The 12,203-nt window shown below is 34.5% G+C and carries 12 protein-coding genes and 1 pseudogene; 7 read left to right on the forward strand and 6 right to left on the reverse strand.

Features of this window, described 5'->3' with window-relative positions; all coding sequences use genetic code 11:
• Positions 1 to 62 precede the first annotated feature (62 nt).
• The 3 genes from DFR56_RS01915 (at position 63) to DFR56_RS01925 (ending at position 3,911) form a co-directional block, all read left to right on the forward strand.
• Positions 63 to 1,538, forward strand: a complete 1,476-nt coding sequence (locus tag DFR56_RS01915) for a multicopper oxidase family protein (RefSeq protein WP_110393725.1) — start codon at positions 63 to 65, stop codon at positions 1,536 to 1,538.
• A gap of 370 nt (positions 1,539 to 1,908) precedes the next feature.
• The gene (locus DFR56_RS01920; RefSeq protein ID WP_110393726.1) at positions 1,909 to 3,435 is read left to right on the forward strand and encodes a multicopper oxidase family protein; all 1,527 of its coding nucleotides are present in this window, start codon (positions 1,909 to 1,911) and stop codon (positions 3,433 to 3,435) included.
• A gap of 239 nt (positions 3,436 to 3,674) precedes the next feature.
• Complete coding sequence (locus tag DFR56_RS01925) at positions 3,675 to 3,911, forward strand: hypothetical protein (RefSeq protein ID WP_110393727.1); 237 nt, start codon at positions 3,675 to 3,677, stop codon at positions 3,909 to 3,911.
• A 208-nt stretch (positions 3,912 to 4,119) separates the two neighbouring features.
• On the opposite strand, the gene DFR56_RS01930 is transcribed toward DFR56_RS01925, so the two are convergent.
• Together DFR56_RS01930 and DFR56_RS01935 are read right to left on the reverse strand one after the other, a co-directional pair.
• Entirely contained in the window at positions 4,120 to 4,575 is a 456-nt protein-coding gene (locus DFR56_RS01930; RefSeq protein ID WP_110393728.1) for a YdhK family protein, read from the reverse strand.
• 94 nt (positions 4,576 to 4,669) lie between these two features.
• Entirely contained in the window at positions 4,670 to 4,996 is a 327-nt protein-coding gene (locus DFR56_RS01935; RefSeq protein ID WP_110393729.1) for a four-helix bundle copper-binding protein, read from the reverse strand.
• A gap of 568 nt (positions 4,997 to 5,564) precedes the next feature.
• On the opposite strand from DFR56_RS01935, the gene DFR56_RS01940 reads away from it, so the two are divergent.
• Together DFR56_RS01940 and DFR56_RS01945 are read left to right on the forward strand one after the other, a co-directional pair.
• Complete coding sequence (locus DFR56_RS01940; protein ID WP_110393730.1) at positions 5,565 to 7,646, forward strand: heavy metal translocating P-type ATPase; 2,082 nt, start codon at positions 5,565 to 5,567, stop codon at positions 7,644 to 7,646.
• Between the two features lie 91 nt (positions 7,647 to 7,737).
• Positions 7,738 to 8,142 carry a hypothetical protein gene (locus DFR56_RS01945; RefSeq protein ID WP_110393731.1) on the forward strand — a complete coding sequence of 135 codons (405 nt, stop codon included), beginning with the start codon at positions 7,738 to 7,740 and terminating at the stop codon, positions 8,140 to 8,142.
• 104 nt (positions 8,143 to 8,246) lie between these two features.
• Here DFR56_RS01945 and DFR56_RS23800 read toward each other — a convergent pair whose 3' ends face one another.
• From DFR56_RS23800 to DFR56_RS01955, 3 genes are all read right to left on the reverse strand, one after another.
• Entirely contained in the window at positions 8,247 to 8,786 is a 540-nt protein-coding gene (locus tag DFR56_RS23800; RefSeq protein ID WP_342353134.1) for an endonuclease, read from the reverse strand.
• Between the two features lie 81 nt (positions 8,787 to 8,867).
• Positions 8,868 to 9,125 carry a hypothetical protein gene (locus tag DFR56_RS23805; RefSeq protein ID WP_342353135.1) on the reverse strand — a complete coding sequence of 86 codons (258 nt, stop codon included), beginning with the start codon at positions 9,123 to 9,125 and terminating at the stop codon, positions 8,868 to 8,870.
• Between the two features lie 172 nt (positions 9,126 to 9,297).
• A complete protein-coding gene (locus DFR56_RS01955) occupies positions 9,298 to 9,711 on the reverse strand; it encodes a cupredoxin domain-containing protein (RefSeq protein ID WP_110393732.1) in 414 nt (137 codons plus the stop codon).
• Positions 9,712 to 9,986: 275 nt separating this feature from the next.
• Here DFR56_RS01955 and lgt point away from each other — a divergent pair, with 275 nt between their 5' ends.
• A complete protein-coding gene (gene lgt, locus DFR56_RS01960) occupies positions 9,987 to 10,820 on the forward strand; it encodes a prolipoprotein diacylglyceryl transferase (RefSeq protein WP_110393733.1) in 834 nt (277 codons plus the stop codon).
• Positions 10,821 to 11,280: 460 nt separating this feature from the next.
• Here lgt and DFR56_RS23375 read toward each other — a convergent pair.
• Positions 11,281 to 11,526, reverse strand: a pseudogene (locus DFR56_RS23375) (AAA family ATPase); the annotation flags it as partial.
• Between the two features lie 264 nt (positions 11,527 to 11,790).
• Here DFR56_RS23375 and merR point away from each other — a divergent pair.
• Positions 11,791 to 12,183, forward strand: a complete 393-nt coding sequence (gene merR, locus DFR56_RS01970) for a mercury resistance transcriptional regulator MerR (protein ID WP_110393734.1) — start codon at positions 11,791 to 11,793, stop codon at positions 12,181 to 12,183.
• Positions 12,184 to 12,203: the final 20 nt, after the last annotated feature.

Raw genomic sequence — 12,203 nt, forward strand, 5'->3', positions numbered from 1 at the left:
CTTTCTGCACAATATATATTTAACATAATAAGAAAGTCGTGAATATACAGAGGGTGTTTTGAATGAAACGAATTATTTTAATCTCAATGAGCTTAACCTTTATTTTGATTTTGGGGGCATGCAGTACGGATCCTAGTAACATGAATCCATTCCAAATGATGACTTCTTCTGATGATCGTTCTGGAAGTTCAATGATGATGGGACATGAGCATGGTAATATCTCATTACAAGATTCAACGGGAGAAAATGAGTTAATAATCCCCCCTATTTTAAAAAGTGATAAATTAGAGGGAAATGACATTTATTATACGATTGAAGCCCAAAAAGGACAGACTGAAATATTTGAAGGCTTTCAAACAGAAACATTAGGATATAACTCAACATTTTTAGGTCCAGTGATGAAGCTAAAAAAGGGACAAACGGCACATATAAAGTTAAAAAACAGTTTGGATGAGGAAACGACCTTTCATTGGCATGGTCTCATTATTGCTGGAGATGCAGATGGTGGACCACACGATGTTATTCAACCTGGAGAAGAAAAGGAAATCACTTTTGATGTACAGCAAGAAAGAGCGACATTATGGTTCCATCCCCATCCCAAAGGAAAAACTGCAAAGCAAGTTTTCGAAGGGCTTGCTGGTTTAATGTATATTGAAGATGACATGGACGATCCATATGTACATGGAGAAAATGACTTTCCTTTAATTATACAAGACAGAACCTTTAACGATCAGAAGCAATTAGATTATGAAACTGTAAAAAATGCGGATGGGACAATGGGGGAAACATTACTTATAAATGGTACATTACACCCTCGTTTAACAGTTAATAAAGAAAAAGTTCGTTTAAGATTATTGAATGGTTCCAACATGAGAAATTATACATTTAAACTCAGTAACAACCAATCGTTTCAGCAAATTGCATCAGATGGTGGGTTATTAAATGAGCCAGTGGAATTAACTGACATACAATTAACACCCTCGGAAAGAGCAGAAATTGTTATTGACTTTTCTAAAATTAAAGAAAATGAAGATGTGGAGTTAGTCATGGATGATGGTACCGTTCTATTACCGTTTAAAGTAAAAAATGAAGAAAACAAGGTTCAAGAGGAAATACAAAAACCGCAAAATCCTATTACAATTACTAAAGAAGAAATGCAAAAAGAAGTGAGTAAAGAAATTGTGTTATTTGGAATGATGCAGCACGTTACGATTAATGGTAAAAAATTCGATATGAATCGGATTGACTTCACACAAAAAGTAGGAGAAACGGAAGTATGGGAAATTTATAACAAACCTGACATGATGGGTGGTATGATTCATCCGTTTCACATCCATGGTACACAATTCAAAGTGATTTCTATTAATGGGGAAGATCCTCCTGAAAATTTACAAGGATATAAAGATACAATTGCGTTAGATCCAGGTGATAAGGCAAAAATTGCTGTAAAATTTGAGCAAGAAGGGGTATTTATGTATCACTGTCATATTTTAGAGCATGAGGATAATGGTATGATGGGACAGATTAAGGTAGAATAATATTCATTTTTCCTATTTTGAATGAAGAGGAACCGTCATTTGATTTGTCCCTCTTCAATTTGTTAAAAGAGATACTTCAGTTGTAGTTTTCACCTGCTATTAGTCTAGAACCTTATATAATAAAGTATACCTTATACAGGGGTGGTTACTGGTGAGAAGTAGGATTTCGATGGCATTCATTTTAATCTTATTAATTCTTCTAGTTATTCCATTAACTTCCCACACATTCTCAGCCACATTTTAAGAAATGAGGGATTATTTGAACAAAGTATAGAAGAAACTATGATAATTAAACTTTGATAAATATACTGTGTATGGGTATATTTGTAAAATAAATTTGATCACCAAGTCTTAGGTAGGAGGAAGAAATTTGAAAATAAAAATAACACTAGGTTTACTTGCTTTAATTACAGCATTGGTTTTGGCAGCCTGCAGCGGCGATAAAGAACCCACTCCAAATGATGGTGCTAATACAGGGGAAGAATCCCATGAAGATATGGATATGAACAAAGAAGGGTCTGATTCCATGGAGGGAATGGATGGCCATATGAGTCATGATGAAGTGGTAAGTTTAAATGACTCAACAGGGGAAAATGAATTGAAGATACCTCCAGTGCTTGAAGACGAGAATGCAAAAGAAGAAGAAATTGCATACACTGTTCGGGCTCAAAAGGGAGAGACTGAAATATTCGATGGTACTAAAACAAAAACGCTTGGATACAATGGGGCATTTTTAGGACCGGTGCTTCATCTCAGTAAGGGTGATACGGTTAAAATTAAATTGATAAATGAACTGGATGAGGACACAACTTTTCATTGGCACGGACTAGAAGTACCTGGGGATGCAGATGGGGGACCACATGCATCGTTAAAACCGGGGGAAGAAAATATGGTTGAATTTAAAGTGACACAAGAGGCTTCAACATTATGGTTTCATCCCCATCCTGAAGGCTCAACTTCAGAACAGGTTTACAATGGACTTGCAGGATTAATATATATTGAGGATGATAATTCGAAAAGTCTTGGTTTACCAAATGAGTATGGGCAGAATGATATTCCTTTGATTTTTCAAGATAAAACATTTGATGATAAGTATCAATTGAATTACGATGCTGCAATGAATGAGGATGGAACAATCGGTGAAACGTTATTGATCAATGGGACATTGAATCCGATGTTGTCTGTCAAGAAAGAAAAGGTTCGACTTCGTCTATTAAATGGATCTAATGCGAGGAATTTTACTTTTAAATTGAATACAGGGGATTCCTTTGAGCAGATCGCGACAGATGGAGGTTTCTTGAATGAACCAGTAACATTGAAAGAAATTACACTGACACCATCTGAACGAGCTGAAATCATTATTGACTTTTCAAAGCTTGATACAGATGACGATTTGGCATTAATAAATGATGAGGATGGATCGATACTTTTACCTTTTCAGGTTTCTGAACAAGGTGGGGAAGACAGCAACATTCCTGAAAAGATGAATGATTTTACAATAACAGAAGAAGAGATGAACTTGCCAGTTACAAAGAATGTGGAATTCTTTGGGATGATGGACAAAGTAACGATAAATGGAAAGAAATTTGATAAAGATCGAATTGATTTCACACAAGAACAAGGTGTCACTGAAGTGTGGGAATTTTACAATAAACCGGATGATATGGGTGGAATGATCCATCCAGTCCACATTCATGGAACCCAGTTTAAAATACTCTCTAGAAATGGAGAAGAGCCATCGGAAAATGAGCAGGGATGGAAGGACAGTTTCTCACTGGAACCTGATGAGACGGTGAAAGTAGCCGTGCAGTTTAAGAATAAAGGCGTGTATATGCTCCATTGCCATATTCTTGAACATGAAGACAACGGCATGATGTCTCAGGTCAAGGTGGAGTAAGCTTCAATTTAAAACCGTAATGTATGGGAAAAAGTCCAATTTTCTCAAGATTAAATTGAGAAATTGGACTTTTTAATATTGTGGAAGATCACAGCCAAAAATTGATTGGATGCCAAGTCTAATAGTGCTTATTAATGTGGTTAATATTTACAATTAAGGATCTTGTAAAGGACATTAAATGTATCAAGGGAGCAATGTTGTAACAATCAATAAAAAACGCTATAAGGTAGGGGATCTCAATGTCATCTTGGGTTTCTTGGATTACTGTGGGACTCATAGTCGCTGTATTATTTTATGCAATTTTTAGTGTATATTTAAAAAAACCGATGGGATTATATATTGCTGCACTTTTCCATATAGCCTTGGGGATTTTATCGCTTCCTTCAATTGGATTATACGTATTTGGATTGGCCACTCTTGAAATAATCGCAGGAATTGCAATGATTGTAAAATATCGTGGTAAACGGACTAATTAATCGAGTTAATGAAATGTTTATTCCCTTAAAAATAGTAACCCTTTAACATTTTAAAGCCCAAACTGGAGTCTGGGCTTTATGATGTTATTGATGTGTTATTAATATTAACATTTATACTTCCAAAACTGAATATACTTTGGCTGCTTTTCTATCCATAGGAGCATAAAACTTTCCCGTAAGCAATAATGAAAGGTCTTCCTTAATGTACTTATTTATTTTTATCTAGTGGTGAGAGTTCACTTTCTGTTACCCATTTATGGTTTGTCACTTCCTCCTGGATAACCCATTTGTGATTATTTACTTTTTCGCCACCAGTTGTAGGGGTATAAGAAACTGCATAGGCATTTGTAGAAAAGGCACCCACAATCGTTGCTTCCGCCCCTTTCATCCCCTTCATATGATCCGTCTTTATGATTACTTTACTACCAACCTCATAAGTTGGATTTTCTGCAGATTTTAATCCTGCGGGAACTTCGCCTGAACCCGAATGATTCATATCCTCATGAGATTCAGATTCACTCTCTGGTTCAGTCTTATTAGGTTCTGTTTCCACATTTGTGCTATTATTGTCCATATTCTGTTCCCCATTACTTCCTAAACAAGCGGTTAACGCTAGTAAGGAAATTATTGCAATAAATACTACAATGGATCTTTTAAATTTCATTACTAAAATCCTTTTCTTTTGGATCATGTATTAAGATAATATAAAATTGCCCAATATATCTGTCATACTGAGCAACTTTGAGTTAATACAAAGGTTAAGCGATCTTTCCGCAGGCTTCTGCACATTTGAAGCATACTGCTGCACATTGCCTACAATGATCATGGGTGTGTTTTTCGCATTCGTTTCCACATGCCTCACAAATAGTTGCACAAACTGATGCTAATTCAGATATAAATGGTGTACCTCTTGTGATGGCTTGTTCCAGATAGCCACAAATATCTGCGCATTCTCTGTCTAATCGTATGCAATTAGCCATCATTTGTATGTCGGCTTCCTGCAAGCATGCATCATAGCAGTGGTTACATGCCGTCATACATTCATGCAAAATTTGCAGTAGTTCTTGATGTTGCTCATGTGCCATGGTTAAATCCTCCTTATTAAATTTCGTCTTATGATATATAAATTTCCCAACATTAATTTTTATAAACAAAAAATATGAAACTCGACAAAAAGTGCATAATGTTTGAAGGTTTGCAATAATTTAAACCATATGTATGATTTGTAACATTTTCTTGATAAATTCTTGATACTTTCAATTTAATATGGTAAATGAAGGGTTGGAAATGGAAAGAAGATGGTATCTATGCAATAATAGCTACTTTAGTTTTATGCATAGGTAATGTATTCTTCCCACATAGTGATGGTGTAGAAACTTGCTAGACCATTTGCAGTTATGCCGTCAAATAGGAAAGAAGTGCACGTATCAAGATTGTCACATACTGTTAATGAAAAGATTCCGATGGATAACTCAATTTAATTGTGTATAAATCCCCCTTAGTTTATATAAAATGTAGAACTATCTTAATCACGGTAGTTCTACATTTATTTTAAATAATAAGGTTTAACAAATACCATATAGGGGTATTGTGTGTTATAGTGAAATAAGAAAGGGTTTATTGTATAAAATACATATAGAAGGAGTGATATTAATGGAAAAACATCAGGATGAGAAGAAAAGGCACAACGAACACGAGCATCATAACCATCAAGACCACCAGCATGTACATAGTCACGTTGATCACGGAAGTCATGGTCATGACCATGGCATTCACGGAGGACACGGTCACCATGACCACGGTGACATGGTAGAAGATTTTAAAAAACGTTTTTTTATATCTTTAATCGTTACCATTCCAATTCTTGCATTATCACCAATGATTCAGGACTTTATGGGAGTGGACTGGAGATTTGTAAATGATCAATATATTCTATTTGTCCTTTCCACGTTTGTATTTTTCTATGGGGGCTGGCCCTTTATTGCTGGCGGTATTAGTGAATTAAAAGACAAGAATCCCGGAATGATGACACTTATCGGTCTTGCTATTACGATTGCATACGTTTATAGCTCCTTTGTCGTATTTGGTTGGAAAGGGCATAATTTATTTTGGGAACTAGCAACACTAGTTGATATTATGTTACTTGGTCATTGGATTGAGATGCGTTCTGTCATGGGGGCCTCTAATGCATTAGAGAAACTTGTACAGCTGATGCCGAATGAAGCACATAAACTTGATGAAAATGATGAAGTTCATGAAGTTCCAATTTCCGAACTCAAGCATGAAGATAGGGTACTCGTTAAACCCGGAGAGAAAATCCCAGTAGACGGTACAATCCTTGACGGTAAATCAACTGTGGATGAATCAATGTTAACTGGTGAATCAGTACCTGTTGAAAAGGGTAAAAAAGATGAAGTTATCGGTGGTTCAGTGAATAATGAAGGGTCTCTGACCATCCAAGTTGAAAAAACAGGGGAAGCATCCTATTTATCTCAAGTTATAACATTGGTAAAAGAAGCACAGGAATCGAAATCAAGAACACAAGATTTAACGAATCGAGCAGCTAAATGGCTGTTTTATCTTGCACTAGGGGCTGGATTTGCAACATTGTTTATTTGGTTGACGTTGGGTTACCCTTTATATGTTGCAATAGAACGTATGGTTACAGTAATGGTTATTACTTGTCCCCATGCCTTAGGTCTAGCAGCGCCACTTGTTGTCGCAGTTTCTACTGCGTTATCAGCGAATAAAGGGTTATTAATACGTAACCGTGCAAATTTTGAAAATGCACGTAATCTAAATGCGGTCGTCTTTGATAAAACTGGTACACTTACGGAAGGTAAATTTGGGATTACAGATATTATACCTAGTGAAGGATTTAGTGAAGAAGAGGTTCTGGTCTGGGGTGCAAGCTTGGAACAAAATTCAGAGCATCCAATTGCTGCTGGTATTGTAAAGTCAGCACTTGACCAAAGTATTGCCCTTAAGTCTATAACTGAATTTAATTCAATAACTGGTAAAGGGATCGAGGGAATAATCGAGGGTAAAAAAGTGAATGCTGTAAGTCCTGGTTTTGTTAATAGTAACAATATGGATTATGACAAACAAAAATTCAATGAAATGTCTGAAGTAGGTAAAACGGTAATATTTGTATTACTAGATGAGGAACTAATCGGTATGATTGCACTTGCAGATATCATTCGTGAGTCAGCAAAAGAAGCCATTTCCGAGTTGAAGGAAAAAGGAGTTCATTCCATCATGCTAACAGGAGACAATGAAAAAGTGGCTCATTGGGTAGCGAAACAGTTGGATATCGATGAAGTTTATGCAGAAGTGTTACCAGATGATAAAGCAAATAAAGTAAAAGAAATTCAATCAAAAGGATGGAAAGTAGCGATGACAGGTGATGGGGTAAATGATGCCCCTGCCCTTGCAACAGCTGATTTGGGGATTGCAATTGGTGCTGGAACGGATGTAGCAATGGAAACCGCAGACGTTGTGCTAGTTAAAAGTAATCCTAAAGATGTTGTCGATTTAATGGATTTATCGAAAAAGACGTACCAGAAAATGGTCCAAAATTTATGGTGGGCGACAGGATATAATATTTTTGCAATCCCATTGGCTGCGGGAATTTTAGCACCAATTGGTATTATCTTAAGTCCAGCAGTTGGGGCGGTTTTAATGAGTTTAAGTACGATAATTGTAGCGATCAATGCGAAATTATTGAAGGCGTAAAAGGGAATTTTAATTTACGGTGATTTAGCAAAAATTGTTTTTTTATAAAAGTATCTTGATTCCGTTAAAATGAAGGTGAGTGAACGACGTAATGACAATGTTCGACAAGGTATTATATTTTACAATTTTTGCTGGCATCTTATTGGGATTGACTGTTTATATTATTGATAATACAGCTGGAAACATTCCTGAATCTGAAGAATTTACTCCAGAAAGTTTTGATTGGCAACATAACGGAAAAGGAGGAGAATATATAGTTAAATTAATTCAAGGGGAAATTGAAGAAGAAATAAAAGGAGAAGTTTTGACAGATGAAAACTGTGAAAAGGATGAGGAAGGTCTTAGTCGTTGTAATCAAAAAGTATTGTTGGAAAATGGAGATGAAATTGAATTTATCATGCCACATAATATGATGAAACATCGTTGTCTATCTCCCGGTGAAACCATTGAAATAGACCCATATACAGAAGATGGATATGTTAAAACTATTATTTAAGCACTCCAAGTTAAATGATTAATCATCTTTGCCCTAGGTATACCTTGTTACCTAGGGTTATTTTAACTGGATATTACATTTAACTAATAGGAAAATAAATTTTACTAATTAGTTCTAGAAATGAGCGGATTCCTATTTCCTTGAATTTCAAAAATTGTTTTATTACGATGTTTTTCATATGCTGTTACTTTAAACTGATCATGCCAGCGAGTAAGTAAGGGTATATCAATACTTTTGCGGAACTTTCTCGTTATTTTTTTAGGGTATCGTAATAAAAAGTATAAAGTAGCGCGTGCAACGATGCCCTCCCCATATGATGGTTCAAATCGATTCATCTCTTGTTTACCACAATCGCTCCGATAGTTTAATGGGAATACTTCTACTTCGTATTCATAATAGGGGAAATTGGATCGTAAACTGTTACATGTAGGCTCACAAGCAAATAGGTGGTGTAAATCGCCTTTCATTGGTTCCCTTGCCCGAAACCAAGACTGAGGAACTACATGTTCTGTGTTAAATTTATGTTGATTTGAAATTCTTTGTACATGATCTATTAACCTGTCATTGGAAAATCTTTGAATATTAATTAGATTACGATAGCTTTCAAATCGCTTTTGAATTGTTTTAAAATCTTCCTCTATCAATGTTTGAGGGTTTTTATTCTTTCCTGAGTAAATACTCTTTAGTTGTCCATTTGGCTGGAGATCTACCCATGTGTATAAATACTAGTCTTTACTAATATAATATCGGTGCTTATATTGATGCATCTTTGTAATAAGTTCATGATATTCTTGAAATAAATCTCTTGTATTAGGGGAAATATTACAGTAATAATGGTTGATCCAAGATTGATCCTGTTTTTCATCATAGTATAATTCATAATTTGTTTTAATTTTACGTTGATTATCTATTAATTCAGCAATAAGGACATTTGGATCGCATTTTTCCATACACTCTAATTTTTCGAGTTCGCTTTGGATCATATCTTAATCAGCTACCTTTCAATTACATTTTTCATTCCTATCAATTGACAAGATTGTATTAATGCTTAAATCAAATTATACCAAAAAGCTTGGATAACAAAAGTTTACCCAAGCTTTATATCCTAAAGATTTACAATTCTAAATAGAAAGCCATATGTAGCATTTTTCCAAATTACTGTACAATTAAAGTAGATACCATGTCGCTATGACCTTGCCCACAAGGAATACTACAATATATTGTGTATTCTCCAGGCTCTGTTGGTGTAAAAGTTGCTTCTCCATCACCATCAATTTTTACATCAAGATCATCAATGGCAATTCCGTGCATTCCTTCCTCATTTACTAGGGTTATTTTAGCTTCTTCACCAGCTGTTACGGTGTACTCAGCTTGGTCGAAATCCCAGTTTGTTGCTACGATTTCAAAATCATTATTAGCAGTGGAATTTTCCCGAGAACTATTATCTTCTGTCTCCTCAGCTGAGTCGTCTATCTCGTTACTCGCGTCACTATCATTGTTACTTCCCCCACAAGCTGCAAGTACTAGAATTAAACCTAGAAATATTGTTGCTAAAATACTTTTTTTCAAACAAATTCCCTCCTATTTGATTTTCCTTAATTGGTAGTCAGAAAATCCCTACAAAAACAATTATATCGCCTAAATATCAACTAACTGTGCAGAAATAAAGACGAAAATGGGATATTGATAGAAATGATTGATTAATCGTTATTACTTTTTCCCAAAACACCGTTCTGAAAACTTTTGTAATTAATAATTGATAGAAACTGCACAAAAAATCGCTAGACTTGATTACAAATTCATATTCAAAAAATAATAATGTAAATAAAGAAGGAGTGGTTCTTTTGAGTAATAGTACCCCTGCGATAGATCGTATTTTTTTCCAATACGGTTCTTTTACTATCTACTGGTATAGTGTCATTATTATCACTGGAATTATTATTGGGATATTTTTAGCAAATAAGGAAGCAGACCGGCTTGGATTGAAAAAAGATATCATCACTGACTTAATGGTATTTGTAATTCCGATTGCTATTATTTTTGCACGAATTTACTATGTTACTTTCGAATGGAAACAATATGTGAATCAACCATTTTCAGAACTTTTTGCAGTTTGGAATGGTGGTATTGCCATTCACGGTGCTATAATCGGTTCTGTACTAACAGTGATTATTTATACACATATAAAAAAAATATCCTTTTGGCAAATAGTTGATATTTTGGCACCAAGCCTTATTCTTGGTCAGGCAATTGGCCGCTGGGGAAATTTTATGAATCAGGAGGCCCATGGCGGGCCGATATCAGAGACTATATATAACAATTTTCATCAATATTTACCAGATTTTATTATGAATCAAATGACGATTGATGGAGTAATGTACCATCCGACATTTTTATATGAATCGTTTTGGAATATTATAGTCCTTATTTTGTTATTAATATTAAGAAAATACAATCCATTAAGGGGGGAAGTGTTTTTAAGCTATGTCACGCTATATTCAATTGGAAGATTTGTAATTGAGGGTATGCGTATGGACAGTTTGTATTTAGGTCAATTTCGAGTTGCACAATTGGTTTCAGTTCTATTAATTGTTGGAGCAATTTCATTAATTTTCTATCGACGTAAAATGGGACAAGAAAATTATGAGGATAAAAGCGTTATTAAAAAAAGCACTTAACTATAGTTTAAGCGTGATTAGGGTAGTTAATTTAAATGGATTTTATACGGTGTGGTAAGTAATCTAATTTCAATTAAGAGGTGTTGTCATGGCATAGTTACCATCTCATCTATAGATTTGGGATTAATGGGTGAATAATTTGGCAGCTCATGAGGGTATTATTAATAAACTGGAATTGTATTAAACGATAGTAACAAATGCAACATTGAAAGAAATTATTGAGTTATTTTGGGACAATAAAACGTCCACACTAGATTTTTCACCTTTAGGGTTATATTTGTGTAACAAATTGATGCTGATTTGTATCGTTAAAACAGCGTCAATTTTTATAAATAAATATTTTTAGATTATCTAAATTATTTGTCACTTTTGATTTTATTTTGCACGTATTTTAAGTATTATTTTACACTATCTGACATATAAAAAATCTATCTTCACTTTAGAAGATAGATTTTAATACTTACTTGATTGCGATAACTAAACTGTCTCGTGCAACTTCGACAACTTCTGTTGTGATGGTTTCAAAATTATTGATTTCAAGTATTCTTTCAATCTGGGTGAAGAGTCTTTATATTAGCCTGAAGTTTCCTCCAGTAATCTTAATAATGCTTGTAATTGCTGCGTAATTGGAAAAATCCCCAAGTTTTATAGAAAGTCCTAACTCTTTCCATTTATACTCTAAATTATGGTTGGGTTCATCTTTATTAGTTTATCAAACTTAATGTTTTAAAGACTTTCCAATTATAAGAGGTGTTTTCCTATGATTACTTATTCTACAAACGTTTGGCAAATTTCTGAAAGGAACTTGGCATATTGCCTTAGTGTAAACTGAATTTATAGATATAATTGAAATGATATATGAAAGTTTGTGAAACAATGTACAACGGGCAGAATCCTGGAACAAGAAACTATACTTACTTGACCGTGTACTATGGTACGCGGTTTATAATTTTTATGGGGGTGAAATAAAGTGATTTATCGTATTAGTGAGTTTGCAGATAAATGTGGAGTTAACAAAGAAACGATTAGGTATTACGAACGAAAAGATTTATTAAAAGAACCTCCCCGAACGGAATCTGGGTATCGGATATATTCAGACGATGACGTTAAGCGTGTAGGATTTATTAAACGAATACAAGAGCTTGGTTTCTCTTTAAGTGAAATTTATAAATTACTTGGGGTTGTAGATAAAGATGAAGTTCGTTGCCAAGATATGTTTGAATTTGTTTCTAGAAAACAAGAGGAAGTTCAAAAGCAAATAGAGGATTTAAAACGAATTGAAACAATGTTAGATGACTTAAAACAACGATGTCCAGATGAAAAGCAATTACATTCTTGTCCAATAATAGAAACATTAACCTGAGATTGCGAAAGGAGTTTTTT

It is taken from the genome of Pseudogracilibacillus auburnensis, assembly GCF_003201975.1.
Lineage (GTDB): Bacteria > Bacillota > Bacilli > Bacillales > Amphibacillaceae > Pseudogracilibacillus > Pseudogracilibacillus auburnensis.

What these genes read in the sequence shown, in the direction of transcription:
- DFR56_RS01915 (WP_110393725.1), top strand. Translation starts at nt 63, where the DNA reads ATGAAACGAATTATTTTAATCTCAATGAGCTTAACCTTTATTTTGATT.
- DFR56_RS01925 (WP_110393727.1), top strand. Translation starts at nt 3,675, where the DNA reads ATGTCATCTTGGGTTTCTTGGATTACTGTGGGACTCATAGTCGCTGTA.
- DFR56_RS01930 (WP_110393728.1), bottom strand. Translation starts at nt 4,575, where the DNA reads ATGAAATTTAAAAGATCCATTGTAGTATTTATTGCAATAATTTCCTTA.
- DFR56_RS01935 (WP_110393729.1), bottom strand. Translation starts at nt 4,996, where the DNA reads ATGGCACATGAGCAACATCAAGAACTACTGCAAATTTTGCATGAATGT.
- DFR56_RS01940 (WP_110393730.1), top strand. Translation starts at nt 5,565, where the DNA reads ATGGAAAAACATCAGGATGAGAAGAAAAGGCACAACGAACACGAGCAT.
- DFR56_RS01945 (WP_110393731.1), top strand. Translation starts at nt 7,738, where the DNA reads ATGACAATGTTCGACAAGGTATTATATTTTACAATTTTTGCTGGCATC.
- DFR56_RS23805 (WP_342353135.1), bottom strand. Translation starts at nt 9,125, where the DNA reads ATGATCCAAAGCGAACTCGAAAAATTAGAGTGTATGGAAAAATGCGAT.